Raw genomic sequence first — 17,554 nt, forward strand, 5'->3', positions numbered from 1 at the left:
ATTCCAGGAAAAGTGCGTAGAGGTTTTCCGTCCGGAATTGCATGAGAACAAAAGGCTGGATCGGTTCAGCAGTTCCGTGCTGAACCGCTCCAGGATGGGATCAACGTGTGGAAAGCCCGAGAACGTCGAGCATAGAATAAAAGCCGGGTTTTTTGTCGCGCGCCCAGAGCGCTGCCTGAAGCGCGCCGCGGGCAAACAATGAGCGGTCGCAGGCATTGTGGGAAAGTGTCAGCCGCTCGCTCTCGCTGGCGAAGATGACCGAGTGATCGCCGATGACGCCGCCGCCGCGCAGCGTGGCAAAGCCGATGGTGCCCGTCGGCCGCGGACCGGTATGGCCGTCACGCACGCGCACAGAATTTTCGCCGAGATCGATGCCGCGGCCCTTTGCCGCCGCCTGGCCGAGCAGGAGCGCGGTGCCGGAGGGGGCATCGACCTTGTGTCTGTGATGCATTTCCAGGACCTCGATGTCCCAATCGGCCGGCGGAAGCGCGCGTGCCGCCTCCTCGACAAGGACGCTCAAGAGGTTGATGCCGAGGCCCATATTGCCCGATTTGACGATGCGGGCGTGGCGGGAGGCCGCCTTGAACTTGGCTTCGTCTTCCGCCGAGCAGCCGGTCGTACCGATGATGTGGACGATGCGCGCCTGGGCGGCGAGGCCTGCGAAGGTGACGCTGGTGGCGGGCGTAGTGAAGTCGATCACGCCTTCGGCATGCAGGAAGGCGGAAAGCGGGTCATCGGTGACCGGGACGCCGATCGGCCCCAGCCCGGCAATCTCACCGGCATCCTTGCCGATGAAAGCGGAGCCTGGACGTGCGACGGCGGCGTGCAGTGTGACGCCTTCGGTGGTGTGGATGAGGCGGATCAGCGCCTGTCCCATGCGGCCTGCCGCGCCCACCACCACCAGCTTCATCGCATCGTCGCTCATGTCTTCTCTATCGTCTTATTTTCGGGAAGTGCCGGAAACGACCGGCCGCTGAAGGTTGTTGAGGCGAGCGTAGAGGCCATTGTCGGCCGTCGCAAGCGTCTCATGGTTGCCCTCTTCGACGACGCGCCCGTTCTGCATGACAATGATCTTCTCCGCCCGCACGACCGTCGACAGACGATGGGCGATGACGACGACGGTGCGGCCGCTCATGGCTTCGTCCAGCGCCTTCTGCACGGCTGCTTCCGACTCGGTGTCGAGCGCCGATGTCGCCTCGTCCAGCAACAGGATCGGCGCGTTTCGCACCAGCGCACGGGCGATCGACAGGCGCTGGCGCTGGCCGCCGGAAAGCGTCACGCCGTTTTCGCCGACCGGCGTGTCGTAGCCCTGGGGCTGCGCCTGGATGAAGTCATGGGCATAGGCAAGCCGGGCTGCCTCCTCGACTTCGGCATTCGTCGCTTCCGGACGACCGTAACGAATGTTGTCGCGGATCGTGCCTTCGAAGAGGTAGGGCTGCTGCGAGACATAGGCGGTCTGTTCGCGCAGCGACTGCTTCGTCACATGCGCTATGTCCTGCCCGTCGATGAAGATGCTGCCGGCCTTGGGATCGTAGAAGCGCGGAATAAGATTAATGACGGTGGACTTGCCGGCGCCGGAAGGGCCGACCAAGGCCGTCGTCTCTCCGCCCTCAGCAACGAAACTCACGCCGGATAGAACGGCTTCGTCGCCGTAGGCGAAGTGAACGTCGCGAAACTCGATGCGGGCCTCGGTGACGGCGAGCGGCTTCGCGTCAGGCAGATCGCGCTGACGCGGCTCCATATCGAGCAATTCATAGATCATGCGCGCATTGACGACGGCGCGCTCTAACTGCACCTGCAATTTGGCGAGACGCCGGGCTGGATCATAGGCGAGCAGCAGCGACACGATGAACGAAAACACTGCGCCCGGCGGAACGTTTTCATAGATCGAACGATAGGCAGCGTATGCAAACACACCGGCCACGGCAAAGCCGGCGACCGTTTCGATCAGCGGGCCATTACGCTCGGAAATACGAGCAATTCGATTTTGTCGGTTTTCAGCCGCCGTAATCAGCTTATCGACTTTGCGTTCGAGCTCGCGCTCCATCGTGAAGGCTTTGACGATGGAAACCCCTTGAATAGTCTCCTGCATCGCGCCGAGCACGCGGCTGTTGAGAATGACAGCCTCGCGCGTAACGGCGCGTAGGCGCCTTGAGATGTGGCGCAAGGCCAGAAACACAGGCGGCGCAATGACGAAGAATAGGAGGCTGAGCAGCGGATCCTGATAGACCATATTGGCCAGCAGAAAGACAAATGACAAAAAGTCACGCGCAGTCGATGTGATGATAAGGTTCATCACATCGCGGATACCGGAAACGTTCTGGCTCACTCGCGCCGCAATCTGAGCCGAACGGGCTTCGCTGAAGAAGCCAACCGACAGTGTCATCAGATGTGCATAGAGGCGCCTTTGATAACGGGCAATGATGTCATTGCCAATTTTGGACAGAATGACCGATTGAAAATAACCAGCAAAACCACGGGCCACAAAGGCGGCTAATATCGCAAAGCAAATCAGCCACATAACCTCGGCGCGGCGCTCGTAGAAAGCTCCGTTCACGATCGGTCTCATAACCGCGGCCATCGTCGCCGTCGACGCTGCGACCACAACGAGGCAAAATATTGCGATCGAGTAGCCCCAGATATGGTCACGACCGTTTTCAGCAATGATACGCTTCAGCACAGCGGCGATCGTCTCACTGTCGATATCGGTTTTTTTGGTGTCCGGCGACTTCAAATATCGGCTTCCTGTCTCAAACCAAGCGAGCCGCATATGGCACGTGCTTTCGCGGGTCTATAAAGAGTTAGGACGGTTTTGGCTAGATATGGCCTGTTGCACTGGTTAAGGCAGGTCATGGAGCCAAGCTTATTATAAGGTAAGGCCACTCCTCCAAAAAGGCGTCGCGTGGTCGCCGGTTCGATCCTCTCAACGACCGCGCCTGATCATCTGTTGCTGCCCCTTTGGTCAACGCCGCCAGCGGCGGCCGTCCGTCGCCAGGCCGAAATTGGCCGGCATGCGGGCGTAGGCCGAGAGGCCGGCGAGCGCGGCGAGCGGATGGGTCACCACATGCGTCGGGATCGACTTCATCAGCGCGCTATGCGGCGCCTTGTCTTCGAAAGCGGCGCGGAATTCCGGCTTCTGCAGCGCCGGCAGGATCTTTTGCGAAATGCCGCCGGCAAGGTAGACGCCGCCGCGCGCCATGAAGATCAAGGCGATGTCGCCGGCGACACGACCGAGATAGGTGGCGAACAGCGTCAACGTCTCTTCGGCCTGAGCGTTGGTGCCGGCGAGTGCGTGGGTGGTGATATCGGCCGGTTGCGTCAGCACGGGCTCAATGCCGTCAGCCTTGCAGATTGCGTGATAGAGATACTGCAGGCCGCGGCCGCAGAGGACCTGCTCGGCGGAGATGCGGCCCTCGATGGGCTCCAGGTGCGGCCAGATCTGAAAATCGCGCGCGCTGCGCGGCCCGAGATCGATATGTCCGCCTTCACCAGGCACCGGGATCCAGGTATGCTGGGCATGGATGAGGCCGGCAACGCCAAGGCCGGTGCCCGGCCCCAATACGGCACGCGATGCGATCATGCCTTCCGACGTTTCGCCGATGGTCTCGCGATGCTCCTCGGAAACACCGGCGATCGCCAGTGCCTGCGCTTCGAAATCATTGATGATCAGCACATCATCGAGGCCGAGATTTTCGATCATCGTCTTCGGGCGGATCACCCAGTCGCAATTGGTCAGCGGAATTTCGTCGCCCCGAACCGGCGCCGCAACGGCAAGGATCGCCGAGCGCGGCTGCACCGCCGTCTTGTCGAGGACGCCCTGCTGGATCGCCTCGTCGATCGTTTTGAAATCAGCGGTGTGCACGTTCGGGAAATGCTTCGGCTCGGCATAGACATCGACGAGGATGGAAAAGCGTGCGTTGGTTCCCCCGATATCGCCGATCAGGATAGGAAAGGGCAGGGGGGCTTCGCTGTGGCTGAGTTTGGGCATGGCCAGGTCCGTGGTCTGCCGCCGAGGCGGATTAATGGTTCAGTGTTTTGATCAGTCGTTCCGCGGTGGCTTCGTTGAGAGCCATGGGAATGTCGTAGAGAACGGCAAGCCGCGTCAATGCTTTCACGTCGACATCATGCGGCAAGGGGGTCATTGGGTCGATGAAGAAGATGAGCACATCGATCTCGCTGGTGGCGATCATGGCGCCGATCTGCTGATCACCGCCGAGCGGACCGCTCTTCATGCGGGTGACCTTAAGGCCGGGGCAGACATCGAGCACACGGCCGCCGGTCGTGCCCGTGGCAACGATATGCCAATCGGCCAGCGCATCCTGGTTGCGGCGTGCAAACTCCGCCATTGCATCCTTTTTCTGATCATGCGCGATCAGCGCGATGCATTTGCCGGCCATGAAACTCTCACTCCGCCCAAAACTTTTAATCGATTTATCCGCCTTCTATACCAAGAGACAGCCCTTTGAAAGACGGGCTTTTGAATGACGGGTCAAGCCGGCCGAACCGGCCCTGCCGCCCTTACTGTTGCGGAATGCTGTCCGGGGGAGTGCTGCCCGTATCGGCGCTGGAAACCGGCAGCGCGCCGGTCGCAGCGGTAGCATCGGCGGCCTTGGCGCCGAAGGTGGCGGCGCGGGCCGAGGCGACGGAAGGTTCATTCAGCACGGTCTGGCAGGCCTTCGGCAGATCGGAAACCATGACTTCGCGCGGCTTTGCCGGCGGCTTCGTGCTGGGCTTCGGCTTGGCCCAGGGCGCGGGTGTGAACCACCAGGCGAGCGACTTGTCGCAGCCGTCGCCGGCGGCAACGGGTGCCTGCGGCTTGCAGTTGGCCGAGCCTGCGGGGCAGCGGAGGCGGATATGGAAATGCGAGTCATGGCCATATTCCGGGCGCAGCTTGCCGAGATTGGTGCGGTCGCCGGTCCACGTGTCGCACATCTTCTTCTTGATCGCCGGATTGACGAAGATGCGCTCGACTTCGGGGTAGCTGGCGGCGCGCATCAGGAGGCGGGCATGCTCCGGCGTCCAGACCTTGTCGTTGATCGTCAGGAATTTGTCCTTCGCCAGCATCGAAGTGAACGGTAGGGTTTCGCGCTCGGCCGTTGTCAAAGCCCGCGATGGCATCGGCGTCAGCCAGACGTCGGCATCGAGGCCGATCTGATGCGAGGCGTGACCGTTGAACATCGGCCCGCCGCGTGGCTGCGAGATGTCGCCCACCAGGATACCCGGCCATCCGTCATATTTGGCCGCGTCGCGCGACAGGCGCTCGAGGAGTCCGATCATTTCCGGGCGGCCCCAGCGGCGGTTGCGCGACAGGCGCATGGCCTGCCAGGTCGGCCCGTCGGCCGGCAGCGCTTCGGCGCCGGAAAGGCAGCCCTTGGCATAAAAACCCAGCGATTGCGGCGGTCCCTGCGTCGGGAGTGTCACAGCCCCGAAAATCGCCTTGGCGCTGCCGGGTGACGGGGTTGCCTGCTGCGCCAGCGCATCGCCGCTGACGAGACCAGCCCCGATCGTTACGGCGAGGGAAAATTTGCTGAACACATTGAGGGTCCGAACCAGGAAAGAAATCATGTGGTTCCTTGAGAAGCTGCCGACGATGGCCGAAGTGATTTGCGGGTGAATCTACCTTGAAAAGCGATTTTGGTGAATCCGTGTTTTATCGCGCAAGGCTAATGCACCATCGCATATCGGCGCTCCGGAGCGCTAAGTGCATGATCAACCAGCCAGAATTTCCGACGTCTTGCGGATACGCGACAGCCGCGGCAACACCTTTGTGCAGGCGAAATCCTGCATTTCCTGCGACAAGGTCGTTACCGCATCCTCGGCGACGATGACGGCATAATTGGCCGCATAGGCGTCGCGAACGGTCGATTCGACGCCGAAATTGGTGGCGACACCGGTAAGGATGAGTGTTTTGATGCCGCGGCGGCGCAGTTGCAGATCGAGTTCGGTGCCGTAAAAGGCGCTCCATTGGCGCTTGACGATGGCGATATCGGGTATCAGCGCAGCGATTTCGGCGGGTGCCGCCAGAGCTGCCGGCGGCAAACCTCCCTCTGGAAAGCTGAAGCTTTCGTCCACGGGCTGGTTGACAGCGTCGGCATAGTCTGCGGAAAATCCAACCGTCACAAAGACTGTGGTTCCGCCGTCGGCTTTCAATTTCCTGGCGATGGCGGCTGTATTCTCGACGATCTGCTGCGCAGAGTGGGGTGCGAGCGGGCGGCTGAGAACCAGGCCCTGCAGATCGATGGAGACAAGTGCGGTGGTTTGGGGATCGTAAAGAGGCATCAGGGGGCTCCGGGGAAATATGAGGGTATCCTCACAATGACAAACATGAGCGAATCCTCGCAAAAATCAAGCGCGGAGCCGCAGACGCGTGTTCCGAAGCGCCGCCGCGGGCATGATCGCGTTGCCGTGCTCTTGGAAGCGGCTGCAAAAATCTTCGTTCAGAAGGGCTATGACGCGGCCACGATGACGGAGATCGCCGCCGAAGCGCGCTCGTCGATCGGCTCGCTCTATCAATTTTTTCCGACAAAGCCGCTGCTTGCCGAAGCGCTGCATATCGAGCGGCTGGAGCGGCTGAAAGCGGTGCTTCAGGACATCGCGGAAAAGAGCGGCGGCCTCTCGGCGGCCGACAGCGGCGAGGCAATCTTCGACAGGCTCGGCGCTTTCATCGAGGAGTTTCCGGAATTTCCGGTGCTTGCCACCCGCCGGGATGTGCCGAAGGACCGCAAGATGCGTTCGCGGGCCGAGCTGAAGGAGCTGATTTCCGCCATTCTGCGGCGAGCTGAGCCGCCAGTCACGGACGATGTCGCCCTGATGTCGGCGATCGTTCTCGAACTGCTGCGCATCGCCGTCGTTGCCGCCAACGAGCCGGAAGCGGCCGGCGACCGGCGCCTTGTCCGCGAATTGCGCCTAATGCTGCGCAAACGCCTTGAAGAGGCTGCCGCAAAAGCCTGATTTCATGAAGTGGCAATGGGCCGGTTTGCGAAGAGATGAGCAATCCGTCCTGTTTTTTGCCCGTATTTGGCCTATGCTTGATTCCAGTCAAATCACAGGGGATCATGAATGGCGTTGTCGCGGTTGAAAGCAGGCTTGGTTGCTTCTCTTTTCTGCCTGCTGGCCTTGCCGGCGCCATCCAACGCCGACGAGCCGCAATTCCGCATCGGCACGGCCATCCTCGGCGATCTGAAATACCAGCCCGGCTTCCAGCATTTCGACTACGTCAATCCGGACGCGCCGAAGGGCGGCGAGTTGAAGCTTTCCTCCAACGGCACCTTCGACACACTCAATCCGGTGCTGCTAAAAGGCAATCCGGCGTCGGGGCTCAGCCTTGTATTTGATACCCTGCTGAAGTCGGCCGACGACGAAATTTTCTCTTCCTACGGCCAGCTTGCCGAGGGCGTGTCCTATCCGGACGATGTCTCAAGCGCCACGTTCCGTTTGCGGACAGAGGCGAAATGGGCCGATGGAACGCCGGTCACCCCCGAGGACGTCATATTCAGCTTCGAAAAGTCGAAAGAACTCAATCCTTTCCTGACAAGCTATTATTCGCATGTAACGCGAGCCGAAAAATCCGGTGATCGCGACATCACCTTCTATTTCGACGAAAAGAACAACCGCGAACTACCGTCCATTCTCGGTCAGCTTTTGGTCGTTCCGAAACATTGGTGGGAAGGCACGGGTCCTGACGACAAGCCGCGCGACATCACGCGTACGACTCTGGAGCCGGTTATGGGCTCCGGGCCCTACAAGATCGTTTCGGTATCGCCCGGGTCTACCATCCGCTACGAGCTTCGCGACGACTATTGGGGCAAGAACATGCCCGTGAACGTCGGCGAGAACAATTTCGGAGCGATCTCATACGCTTATTACGGCGATGACGATGTAGAATTCGAAGGCTTTCGCGGCGGCAATGTCGATTTCTGGCAGGACAACAGCGCCAGCCGCTGGGTCACAGGCTATGATTTCCCTGCCGCCAAGGATGGACGCATCAAGCGCGAAGACTTGCCCAATCCGTTGCGCGCAACGGGCGTGATGCAGGCGCTGGTGCCGAACATGCGCCGTGATCAGTTCAAGGACCAGCGCGTACGCGAAGCGCTCAACTACGCCTTTGATTTCGAAGAGATCAATCGCACCGTCGCCTATGGTGTGTATCGCCGTGACGACAGCTATTTCTTCGGCACTAAGCTTGCGTCCTCCGGTTTGCCCCAAGGCGAAGAGCTGAATATTCTGAACGAGATCAAGGACAAGGTGCCGCCTGAGGTCTTTACGACCCCCTACAGCAATCCCGTGGGGGGCGATCCGCAGAAATCGCGCGACAATCTTCGCAAAGCGATCGCGCTTCTCAAGGATGCCGGCTATGTCATCAAGGGCAACCAGATGGTCAATGCCAAGACCGGGCAGCCCTTTTCCATCGAGATTCTTCTCGGCAGCCCTTTTGTTGAAAAATGGGTGCTGCCCTATGCGCAGAACCTCAAGAAGATTGGCATTGACGCGCGCGTGCGCACGGTCGATTCCTCACAATATATCAATCGGGTGCGTAGCTTCGATTATGACATGATCTGGAATGTCTGGGCCCAGACCCTCAATCCCGGAAATGAGCAGATCGATTTCTGGGGTTCGGCCTCCGCTAATCGCCAGGGTTCTCGAAATTATGCCGGCATAGCCGATCCCGGCATCGATGCGCTAATCACCAAGGTCATCTATGCCAAGAATGTCGCCGAGAAGGAGGCATCGGCGAGGGCGCTCGACCGCGCGCTGCTCGCCCACCACTATGTCGTTCCGTTGTTCTATGCCACGAGCTTTCACATCGCCTATTGGGACAAGTTCGAACATCCCGCCAACCTGCCGGAATATTCGATGGGCTTTCCCGAGACATGGTGGTCGAAAAACGCCGGCAAATGAGCGGCTCTTGCAATGACGGGCATGCTGGGCTCCAAATGCCTCATGCCGATTCGGCAGTTTCAGCCTGAAATGACTGCGCCGGCTCAATTCGGCGGAAGGGAATAAGCGACTTGAACGACGGATGGATTGAGGCGAGAGCAGGCATATTCCTCGATGGGGGAGTGACGGACTGATGGGCGCCTATATCCTCAGACGTCTGCTGCTGATGATCCCGACCATCATCGGCATCATGGCGATCTCCTTTACCATCGTGCAGTTCGCGCCCGGCGGTCCCGTCGAGCAGGTCATCGCGCAGTTGACTGGCCAGGCGGACAATGCCAATGGCCGTCTTTCCGGCGGCACCGATGTGCTCGGCCAGCAGAACGTCGATGACAGCAGTTCGAAATATCGCGGCGCCCAGGGGCTCGATCCGGAGCTGATCGCCAAGCTCGACAAGCAATTCGGCTTCGACAAGCCGCCGCTTACGCGCTTCGGGCAGATGATGTGGAATTATATTCGCTTCGATTTCGGCGAAAGCTTCTTCCGCAATACGACGGTGATCGACCTCATCGGGCAGAAACTGCCGGTGTCGATCTCGCTCGGCATCTGGATCCTGATCTTCTCCTACGCCATCTCCATCCCGCTCGGCATCCGCAAGGCGATACAGGATGGATCGACCTTCGATGTCTGGACATCAGGCGTCATTATCATCGGCTATGCCGTTCCGAGCTTCCTCTTCGGCATCATGCTGATCGTGCTTTTCGCCGGCGGTTCCTTCTTCGATTGGTTTCCGCTGCGCGGCCTCGTCTCCGACAATTTTGCCGATCTTACATGGTGGCAGAAGATCATCGATTATCTCTGGCACCTCGTCCTGCCGCTGATCTCGCTGTCGCTCGCCGCCTTCGCCACCACGACGCTGCTCACCAAGAATTCCTTCATCGAAGAGATCAAGAAGCAATATGTCATCACGGCTCGCGCCAAGGGGCTGAGCGAGCGGCGGGTGCTCTACGGCCATGTCTTCCGCAATGCCATGCTCATCGTCATCGCCGGTTTTCCCGGGGCCTTCATCTCGGCCTTCTTCACCGGTTCGCTGCTGATCGAGAATATCTTCTCGCTCGACGGCCTCGGCCGCCTCAGCTATCTCTCCGTCGTCCAGCGTGACTATCCGATCGTGTTCGCAACGCTCTATATCTTCTCGCTGCTTGGCTTGTTCGTCGGCCTGATCTCGGACCTGATCTATACCTGGATCGACCCGCGCATCGATTTCGAGCGGAGGGACGTCTGATGGACGTGGCGACCAATTCGACGACCCCGGCAGCGGTAAAGCCGCCGCGCAAAGGCCTCTTTTCCCCGACGAACGTTCGCCGGTGGCAGAATTTCAAGGCGAACCGTCGCGGCTACTGGTCCCTCTGGCTGTTCCTGATCCTGTTCTTCCTCAGTCTCGGGGCGGAATTCATCGCCAACGACCGGCCGATCCTCATTTCGTACAAGGGCGAGATCCTGACGCCAGTCTTCGTCGATTACCCCGAGGAAAAGTTCGGCGGCTTCCTCGCGCAGACCGATTATCGCGCACAGGATATTCGGGACGAAATCAACGCCAACGGCTGGATGATCTGGCCGCCGATCCACTATTCCTACCAGACCGCCAATTCGAACCTTCCAAAGGGAACCTCGGCCCCGACCGCCCCCTTCTGGCTGATGAGCAAGGAACAGCGTTGCTCCGGTCATGAAAAGGGTGTCGCCGATCCGAATTGCACCTTGAGCAATCTCAATTGGCTCGGCACGGACGATCAGGCGCGCGATGTGTTGGCGCGCATGATCTACGGCTTCCGCATCTCGGTGTTGTTCGGCCTGGCGCTGACCATCTGCTCGGCAGTCGTCGGCGTTGCCGCCGGCGCTATCCAAGGTTATTTCGGCGGTTGGACGGACCTTCTCCTGCAGCGTTTCATCGAGATATGGTCGTCGATGCCGGTGCTCTACATTCTGCTGATCATCGCCTCGGTCCTGCCGCCCGGCTTCTTCATCCTGCTCGGCATTCTGCTTCTGTTTTCCTGGGTGGGTTTGGTCGGCGTCGTGCGTGCCGAATTCCTGCGAGCGCGCAATTTCGAATATGTGCGCGCCGCCCGCGCGCTCGGTGTCAATAACATCACGATCATGTACCGACACCTGCTGCCGAACGCCATGGTCGCAACCCTGACCTTCGTGCCCTTCATTCTCTCCGGCTCGATCACGACGCTGACCTCGCTGGATTTCTTAGGGTTCGGCATGCCCCCCGGCTCGCCTTCGCTTGGCGAAATGATCGCGCAGGGCAAATCCAACCTGCAGGCCCCCTGGCTGGGCCTCTCCGCCTTCTTCACCATGTCGATCATGCTGTCGCTTCTGATCTTCATCGGTGAGGCCGTCCGCGACGCATTCGATCCGAGGAAGACGTTCCGATGAGCGGAGACCACACCCCATTGCTTTCCGTCCGCAATTTATCCGTCGCCTTTCATCAGGGCGGCCAAACTTCGACCGCGGTCGACGGCGTCTCCTTCGATATCGCCAAGGGCGAGGTACTGGCATTGGTCGGCGAATCCGGGTCTGGCAAATCGGTGTCGGCCAATTCGATCCTGAAACTGCTGCCCTATCCGTCCGCGAGCCATCCCTCGGGCGAAATCCTGTTCAAGGGCAAGGATCTGCTGAAGGCGTCCGATAATGAGTTGCGTGCCGTGCGCGGCAACGACATCACCATGATCTTCCAGGAGCCGATGACCTCGCTCAATCCGCTCCATACGATCGAAAAGCAGATCGGCGAAATCCTGGCGCTGCACCAGGGCGTGGTCGGCCCGGCGGCCCGTAGCCGCATCCTGGATCTCCTGAACCAGGTCGGCATCCGCGAGCCGGAAAAGCGCCTCAAGGCCTATCCACACGAGCTCTCGGGCGGCCAGCGTCAGCGCGTGATGATCGCCATGGCGCTCGCCAACCGGCCGGAGCTTCTGATTGCCGACGAACCGACGACGGCGCTCGATGTGACGGTGCAGGCGCAGATCCTCCAACTGCTGCGCGACCTCAAGGGTGCGCATGGCATGTCGATGCTGTTCATCACCCACGATCTCGGCATCGTCCGCAAATTTGCCGATCGCGTCTGCGTCATGACTAAGGGCCATATCGTCGAGACCGGCACGGTCGAGGAGGTCTTCACCAATCCGCAGCATGAGTATACCCGGCATCTGCTTGCCGCCGAGCCGCGCGGCGAGCCGCCGGTGGGAGACATCAGCAAGCCCCTGGTCATGGAAGGCACCGACATCAAGGTCTGGTTCCCGATCAAGGCTGGGCTGATGCGCAAGGTAGTCGACCATGTGAAGGCGGTCGACGGCATCGATCTCAGGCTCAGGGCTGGGCAGACGCTGGGCGTCGTCGGTGAATCCGGCTCCGGCAAGACGACGCTTGGCCTGGCGCTGGCCCGGCTGATTTCCTCCAGAGGCCGCATCAGTTTTGTCGGCAAGGACATTGCGGATTATTCCTTCAAGGAGATGCGGCCGCTGCGCAACCAGCTTCAGGTCGTCTTCCAGGATCCCTATGGATCGCTGAGCCCGCGCATGTCGGTCGGCGAAATCATTGCCGAAGGGCTTAAGGTGCACGAGCAATCCTTGTCGGCGGAAGAGCGCGATCAGCGCGTCTGCTGGGCGCTGGAAGAGGTCGGCCTCGATCCCTCGACCCGCTGGCGCTTCCCGCATGAATTCTCCGGCGGCCAGCGTCAGCGCATCGCCATTGCCCGCGCCATGGTGCTGAAGCCGCGTTTCGTCATGCTCGACGAGCCGACCTCGGCGCTCGACATGAGCGTGCAGGCCCAGGTGGTCGATCTGCTGCGCGACCTGCAGCGGCGCCATGACCTTGCCTACCTCTTCATCAGCCATGATCTGAAAGTGGTGAAGGCGCTTGCCAACGAGCTGATCGTCATGCGCTTCGGCAAGGTCGTCGAGCAGGGTTCGTCAGCGGAGATTTTCCGTGCGCCCAAAGAGGATTACACTAAGGCGCTTCTCGCCGCAGCCTTCAACATCGAGGCGGTCCCCACCGCCGCCGTCCAGCAATAAAAGACAATCGCCATGCCGGTCAAAAGCCCTGTTCTCGTCGATCTGAAATTCACGCCTGAGGCCATCGTAGCAGCCCTTAAAACCGCGTTTGCGGATCGCGGCAGCATCAATCTCGCCGATCCCGCCAACAAGGGCGCGGATCTGAGCCGGGTCGACTATGCCCTTCTATGGAAGCCGGATGCCGATCTTTTTCAGCGCGCACCCAACCTCAAGGTGATCTTTTCCGGCGGTGCCGGCGTCGATTCCATGATGAATATCGCCGACCTTCCCGACATTCCCATCGTCCGTTTCGTCGACCGCAGCTTGACGGTGCGCATGACGGAATGGGTCGTGCTGCAATGCCTCATGCATTTGCGCGACGTCTTCGGTCACTTCAGGCACCAGCGCAAGCGCGTCTGGGGCCATCTTTCGGCGCCTGAGGCGCGCGAAGTCACGGTCGGTGTCATGGGTCTCGGCGTTCTCGGCCTCGATGCCGCCGCCAAACTCAAGGTCATGGGCTTCGACGTCATCGGCTGGTCGCGGCAGAAAAAGCAGATCGACGGCATGGAAACGTTCGATGCCGGCGAACTCGATGCTTTTCTCGCGAGGACCGATATTCTCGTTGGCCTGCTGCCGCTGACGCCGGAGACGACGGGGCTCTACAATAGCTCGCTCTTTTCCAAGCTCCGTCGTAACGGCGCTCTGGGCAAACCGGTGTTCATCAATGCCGGACGCGGCAAGAGCCAGGTTCAGGCCGATATCGCCTCGGCGATCGAAACCGGCGTGCTCGGCGGCGCGTCGCTCGATGTCTTCGATGTCGAGCCGCTGCCGATGGATGACCCGCTCTGGGGTATGGAGAATGTCGTCATCACCCCGCATGATGCGGCGGTTTCCGAGGAATACTCGCTGATGCGTCATGTCGAAGAGCAAATCGCCCGCTTTGAACGCGGCGAACCGCTGCAATATCTGGTGGATCGCCGCCGGGGCTATTGAGCGCCTTCGGAACCTTCCAGAGCCGCCTCCGTTTTCCAAAGAACATCGCCGCAAGGCGAATTTGGAAGGAGGCTGTCATGCCACGGAAGCTGGAAACCCATACGCATTGGGAGGATTCTGATCGCCGTCTGCATGAGGAAAAGGAGTTGCCGGCGACCGAGGCCAAACAAGGCCATATGGGCGGCCGGGTGTTGGCGGTGCTCCTTGTCGCGCTTGCCCTGACGGCGGTCGTGTGGGCGCTGGTGGAATTATGGGACAGCAGACCCACGCAGACCGCGCCAGAGACAACGACCCAGGATCAGACCACGGCACCAAAGCCGCCGGTTCAAGGCAATTCCCAGCCGTAACGAATTTGGTCATCAGCCTCGATCGAAGGCCGCGCCGCCACTATCCGGAGCAGCGTGTTTTAATTTAGTATCAATTTTCTTTCAGTGACTGGACTTTCGCTCAACATTTTTTGATAAGAAGAGCATTATACCCGCCGCCAGTGAGCTGGAAGGCGGAAAGCATGACGTCCGGGGCGCAGGGAGACGGGCAGGAACGAGATGACGAAGACGGATATCGCCACCCGTGTCTATAACCATACCTGGAAGCTCGATCCGATCATCCGCAGCCTGATCGATACGGATTTCTATAAGCTTCTGATGCTGCAGATGATCTGGAAGCTTTATCCAGATGTCGACGCCACCTTCTCCCTGATCAACCGCACCAAGAGCGTCCGGCTCGCCGAAGTGATCGACGAGAAGGAATTGCGCGAGCAGCTCGATCACGCGCGTACGCTCAGGCTTGCCAAAAAGGAGATGATCTGGCTGGCGGGTAACAGCTTCTACGGCCGCGCCCAGATCTTCGAGCCGGAATTCCTGGCCTGGCTGTCGAACTTTCAGCTTCCGGAGTACGAGCTATCCAAGCGTGACGGCCAGTATATTCTCGACTTCCACGGGTCGTGGAAGGAAACAACGATGTGGGAGATTCCGGCCCTCGCCATCATCAACGAACTCCGATCGCGCGCGGCGCTGAAGGCGCTTGGCCCCTTCACGCTCGATGTCCTCTATGCGCGGGCCAAGGCGAAGATGTGGGAAAAGGTCGAGCGGCTGAGAGAGCTGCCGAACCTGCGTATTTCCGATTTCGGCACCCGCCGGCGCCATAGTTTCCTCTGGCAGCGTTGGTGCGTGGAAGCGCTGAAGGAAGGTGTCAGCCATGCTTTCACCGGCACCAGCAACGTCCTTCTCGCCATGGATTCCGATCTCGAGGCCGTCGGTACCAACGCGCACGAGCTGCCGATGGTCGCGGCGGCGCTCGCCAAGACTGACGATGAGCTTGGCAAGGCGCCTTACAAGGTGCTGCGCGACTGGAACCGCCTCTACGGCGGCAACCTGCTGGTGGTTCTGCCCGATGCCTTTGGCACGGCTTCGTTCCTGCGCAACGCACCGGAATGGGTGGCCGACTGGACCGGTTTTCGTCCGGATAGCGCCCCTCCGATCGAGGGCGGCGAAAAGATCATCGACTGGTGGAAGAAGATGGGCCGCGACCCGCGCCAGAAACTTCTGATCTTCTCCGACGGCCTGGATGTCGATGCGATCATCGCCACCTACAAGCATTTCGAGGGCCGCGTGCGCATGGGCTTTGGCTGGGGCACCAACCTCACCAATGATTTCGCCGGCTGCGCCCCCACCGAAATCGAGGGTCTCAACCCCATCTCGATCGTCTGCAAGGTGATCCAAGCCAATGGCCGCCCGGCCGTAAAGCTCTCGGACAATCCGCAGAAGGCAACGGGCGAGCCTGCAGAGGTCGAACGTTATCTGAAGTTCTTTGGAGCCGAGGATCGCGTCGATCAAGAGGTGCTGGTGTAGGCATTCCTTTGGCAGGAACCAGCCGATGGTTCTTTACGCAAGGGGCTGATACTATATCGTCGGTATCGGTTACCTCCGGAGAATTCGATGTCACCCGCTTTGAAGGCCAGTGTAGAAATTGATCCTGACGTGAACGAGCGCCTGGAGAAGCTGGCTGCCAGTCGCCACCGTCACCCGAATCGGCTGCTGAACGAAGCCGTCAGGCAGTATGTGGAACGTGAGGAAAAGCGCGACTCTCTGTTGCAGGATGTGCGTCGTTCATTGGACGACTATCAGGCGACGGGCCTGCATGTGACGGGCGATGAAGTCATTGCTTGGTTAGAGACTTGGGGCGACGACGATGAGAAGGCCCCACCTGAATGCCATCGGTAAGGCTGACGCAGCGCGCTCTTCGTGACCTCGAGCGGATGAGGGCATTTCTGCGGTCTAAAAATGCTGCCGCGGCGAGGAAGGCATCAGCAAGGATTATTCAAACAATTCAGATATTGTCGAGCCAGCCCGATATGGGGCGGCCCGTGGAAGGCTCAGAACAAGGATTACGCGAGCTCATCGTTACGTTTGGGCGGGATGGCTATATTGTTCTCTACCAATATATTGGTGAGGACGTTCTTATAGCAGCCATCCGCCATGGCCGCGAAGATGGCTACAAGTAACAACGCGTCACTTACTGCACGCTCCGCGCCACCCGTTTGAACAGCGACCATTTGCCGTTTTCCCAGCGATATTGATCGGGTGAGATCACATAGGGCACGTCGCTGAGGTCGGTGCTGATCAATTCGAGCAGGTGCAGTCCCTGGGCGTCGTTTTCGTGGGTGAAGAATACCTTGTCGCGTGACAGGAAGGCGGCGATCGGCGCAGCGCCACCGGACTGGTCCTGCACCTGCGCCCAGAATTTCGGCAGGAAGGCGACGCTGGATTCGAACTGGCCGTCGATCTCGACATATTGGAACTGGCTGCGTTTGGCGATCTGCACGCCGGTCTTCGCCAGGAACTTATAGAGGTTATCCTGCGCCGTATCCGCCAGTTCGCCGACGTCAATGCCCCAGCCGTCCAATGCGGTGGTCATGACATAGCTGACCGCGGTCTCGCCATTGACGACGAAAAGCCTGACCAGATTCTCGGCCTCATCGAGATAGACGAATTGCGGCGGCTCGGGTTCGTCCTTGACTGCCTGTATCATCTGCTGCCGCGCCACGTCGACGAAGCTGCGCGATTTCAGCACCGGCAGCACCTTGCCGAGCTCGTCGCCGCCTTCCAACGCTTCGGTCATGTTGAGATAGTTGAGCAGAGCCCGGGCGCGCGCCTGTCCTTTCTTTTCGCGCAGCGCCAGCAGCGCGTTGCTCAGGAATTTCGTCATCGTGTCGCCGTTGCGGCTATGCAGCGTCAGGCTGCCAGCACCCGGATCATAGTCGACTTTGATAACCTCCCCGAAAAAGGGCAGGCGCTCTTGCAGGTAGGCGGCAAAGCGCGCCTCGTTTTCCAGCGCTTCGTCAGGGATGTTGAGATCGAGGCTCTTGATCGCCGGCCTGTTGGCAGGCTGTGGCGCGGGCGGGGCCGGTGGCTCGATCTGCGTGTTCGGCCGTTTTCCTCTGCCGAAGAGCTTTTTCAGGAAGTTGAACACGCGATACATCCCCAAGCGGTATTCCCGCAAAACCTAACGTGCCACCAGCTCGTGTGCAATGCCGATACCTAATTGATTGCGTGACTTGCGTAAGTGCCTGCTTGTCCGCACTAAAAAGGCGTATAGTCTGCAAAAACAGGCTGGTCGGGCCGATTGCGAGA

At 59.9% G+C, this 17,554-nt stretch carries 17 protein-coding genes; 10 read left to right on the forward strand and 7 right to left on the reverse strand.

Going from position 1 to position 17,554, the window contains the following annotated elements:
• Nucleotides 1-100: 100 nt before the first annotated feature.
• From dapB to N2601_RS18475, 6 genes are all read right to left on the reverse strand, one after another.
• Nucleotides 101-925: a 4-hydroxy-tetrahydrodipicolinate reductase gene (dapB, locus tag N2601_RS18450; protein WP_104821599.1), complete on the reverse strand. Its 825-nt coding sequence runs from the start codon at nt 923-925 to the stop codon at nt 101-103.
• Nucleotides 926-940: 15 nt separating this feature from the next.
• Complete coding sequence (locus N2601_RS18455; RefSeq protein WP_104821600.1) at nt 941-2,734, reverse strand: ABC transporter ATP-binding protein; 1,794 nt, start codon at nt 2,732-2,734, stop codon at nt 941-943.
• A 228-nt stretch (nt 2,735-2,962) separates the two neighbouring features.
• A complete protein-coding gene (locus N2601_RS18460) occupies nt 2,963-3,988 on the reverse strand; it encodes a glucokinase (RefSeq protein WP_104821601.1) in 1,026 nt (341 codons plus the stop codon).
• A gap of 31 nt (nt 3,989-4,019) precedes the next feature.
• The gene (locus N2601_RS18465) at nt 4,020-4,397 is read right to left on the reverse strand and encodes a methylglyoxal synthase (RefSeq protein ID WP_104821602.1); all 378 of its coding nucleotides are present in this window, start codon (nt 4,395-4,397) and stop codon (nt 4,020-4,022) included.
• Between the two features lie 121 nt (nt 4,398-4,518).
• Nucleotides 4,519-5,565 (reverse strand): penicillin-insensitive murein endopeptidase, encoded by a 1,047-nt coding sequence (mepA, locus tag N2601_RS18470; RefSeq protein ID WP_104821603.1) that lies wholly within the window; start codon nt 5,563-5,565, stop codon nt 4,519-4,521.
• Nucleotides 5,566-5,709: 144 nt separating this feature from the next.
• Nucleotides 5,710-6,279 (reverse strand): hydrolase, encoded by a 570-nt coding sequence (locus tag N2601_RS18475; protein ID WP_104821604.1) that lies wholly within the window; start codon nt 6,277-6,279, stop codon nt 5,710-5,712.
• 36 nt (nt 6,280-6,315) lie between these two features.
• Here N2601_RS18475 and N2601_RS18480 point away from each other — a divergent pair, with 36 nt between their 5' ends.
• From N2601_RS18480 to N2601_RS18525, 10 genes are all read left to right on the forward strand, one after another.
• On the forward strand, nt 6,316-6,951 hold the full coding sequence (locus N2601_RS18480) for a TetR/AcrR family transcriptional regulator (protein ID WP_104821605.1): 636 nt from the start codon (nt 6,316-6,318) through the stop codon (nt 6,949-6,951).
• Between the two features lie 108 nt (nt 6,952-7,059).
• Nucleotides 7,060-8,898 carry an extracellular solute-binding protein gene (locus tag N2601_RS18485; RefSeq protein WP_104821606.1) on the forward strand — a complete coding sequence of 613 codons (1,839 nt, stop codon included), beginning with the start codon at nt 7,060-7,062 and terminating at the stop codon, nt 8,896-8,898.
• 172 nt (nt 8,899-9,070) lie between these two features.
• The gene (locus N2601_RS18490; protein WP_104821607.1) at nt 9,071-10,162 is read left to right on the forward strand and encodes a microcin C ABC transporter permease YejB; all 1,092 of its coding nucleotides are present in this window, start codon (nt 9,071-9,073) and stop codon (nt 10,160-10,162) included.
• Nucleotides 10,162-11,316 (forward strand): ABC transporter permease, encoded by a 1,155-nt coding sequence (locus tag N2601_RS18495; protein WP_260303267.1) that lies wholly within the window; start codon nt 10,162-10,164, stop codon nt 11,314-11,316. Before N2601_RS18490 ends, N2601_RS18495 begins: the two co-directional genes overlap by 1 nt.
• On the forward strand, nt 11,313-12,950 hold the full coding sequence (locus tag N2601_RS18500) for an ABC transporter ATP-binding protein (RefSeq protein ID WP_104821609.1): 1,638 nt from the start codon (nt 11,313-11,315) through the stop codon (nt 12,948-12,950). The genes N2601_RS18495 and N2601_RS18500 overlap by 4 nt, the downstream gene beginning before the upstream one ends.
• Before the next feature lie 12 nt (nt 12,951-12,962).
• On the forward strand, nt 12,963-13,922 hold the full coding sequence (locus N2601_RS18505) for a 2-hydroxyacid dehydrogenase (RefSeq protein WP_104821610.1): 960 nt from the start codon (nt 12,963-12,965) through the stop codon (nt 13,920-13,922).
• Between the two features lie 77 nt (nt 13,923-13,999).
• Nucleotides 14,000-14,269, forward strand: a complete 270-nt coding sequence (locus N2601_RS18510) for a hypothetical protein (protein WP_158704412.1) — start codon at nt 14,000-14,002, stop codon at nt 14,267-14,269.
• A gap of 198 nt (nt 14,270-14,467) precedes the next feature.
• A complete protein-coding gene (gene pncB, locus N2601_RS18515; protein ID WP_104821612.1) occupies nt 14,468-15,772 on the forward strand; it encodes a nicotinate phosphoribosyltransferase in 1,305 nt (434 codons plus the stop codon).
• An 87-nt stretch (nt 15,773-15,859) separates the two neighbouring features.
• A complete protein-coding gene (locus N2601_RS18520) occupies nt 15,860-16,144 on the forward strand; it encodes a CopG family ribbon-helix-helix protein (RefSeq protein WP_104821613.1) in 285 nt (94 codons plus the stop codon).
• Nucleotides 16,132-16,425: a type II toxin-antitoxin system RelE/ParE family toxin gene (locus N2601_RS18525; protein WP_104821614.1), complete on the forward strand. Its 294-nt coding sequence runs from the start codon at nt 16,132-16,134 to the stop codon at nt 16,423-16,425. The genes N2601_RS18520 and N2601_RS18525 overlap by 13 nt, the downstream gene beginning before the upstream one ends.
• Nucleotides 16,426-16,436: 11 nt before the next feature.
• Here N2601_RS18525 and N2601_RS18530 read toward each other — a convergent pair whose 3' ends face one another.
• Entirely contained in the window at nt 16,437-17,402 is a 966-nt protein-coding gene (locus N2601_RS18530) for a hypothetical protein (RefSeq protein WP_245463960.1), read from the reverse strand.
• Nucleotides 17,403-17,554: the final 152 nt, after the last annotated feature.

Source organism: Rhizobium sp. CB3060, from assembly GCF_025200735.1.
Lineage (GTDB): Bacteria > Pseudomonadota > Alphaproteobacteria > Rhizobiales > Rhizobiaceae > Rhizobium.

Coding starts and splice junctions, on each gene's coding strand:
- N2601_RS18530 (WP_245463960.1), bottom strand. CDS start 17,402: ATGTATCGCGTGTTCAACTTCCTGAAAAAGCTCTTCGGCAGAGGAAAA.
- pncB (WP_104821612.1), top strand. CDS start 14,468: ATGACGAAGACGGATATCGCCACCCGTGTCTATAACCATACCTGGAAG.
- N2601_RS18485 (WP_104821606.1), top strand. CDS start 7,060: ATGGCGTTGTCGCGGTTGAAAGCAGGCTTGGTTGCTTCTCTTTTCTGC.
- N2601_RS18505 (WP_104821610.1), top strand. CDS start 12,963: ATGCCGGTCAAAAGCCCTGTTCTCGTCGATCTGAAATTCACGCCTGAG.
- N2601_RS18465 (WP_104821602.1), bottom strand. CDS start 4,397: ATGGCCGGCAAATGCATCGCGCTGATCGCGCATGATCAGAAAAAGGAT.
- N2601_RS18480 (WP_104821605.1), top strand. CDS start 6,316: ATGACAAACATGAGCGAATCCTCGCAAAAATCAAGCGCGGAGCCGCAG.
- N2601_RS18520 (WP_104821613.1), top strand. CDS start 15,860: ATGTCACCCGCTTTGAAGGCCAGTGTAGAAATTGATCCTGACGTGAAC.
- N2601_RS18510 (WP_158704412.1), top strand. CDS start 14,000: ATGCCACGGAAGCTGGAAACCCATACGCATTGGGAGGATTCTGATCGC.
- mepA (WP_104821603.1), bottom strand. CDS start 5,565: ATGATTTCTTTCCTGGTTCGGACCCTCAATGTGTTCAGCAAATTTTCC.
- N2601_RS18495 (WP_260303267.1), top strand. CDS start 10,162: ATGGACGTGGCGACCAATTCGACGACCCCGGCAGCGGTAAAGCCGCCG.
- N2601_RS18490 (WP_104821607.1), top strand. CDS start 9,071: ATGGGCGCCTATATCCTCAGACGTCTGCTGCTGATGATCCCGACCATC.
- N2601_RS18460 (WP_104821601.1), bottom strand. CDS start 3,988: ATGCCCAAACTCAGCCACAGCGAAGCCCCCCTGCCCTTTCCTATCCTG.
- dapB (WP_104821599.1), bottom strand. CDS start 925: ATGAGCGACGATGCGATGAAGCTGGTGGTGGTGGGCGCGGCAGGCCGC.
- N2601_RS18525 (WP_104821614.1), top strand. CDS start 16,132: ATGCCATCGGTAAGGCTGACGCAGCGCGCTCTTCGTGACCTCGAGCGG.
- N2601_RS18475 (WP_104821604.1), bottom strand. CDS start 6,279: ATGCCTCTTTACGATCCCCAAACCACCGCACTTGTCTCCATCGATCTG.
- N2601_RS18500 (WP_104821609.1), top strand. CDS start 11,313: ATGAGCGGAGACCACACCCCATTGCTTTCCGTCCGCAATTTATCCGTC.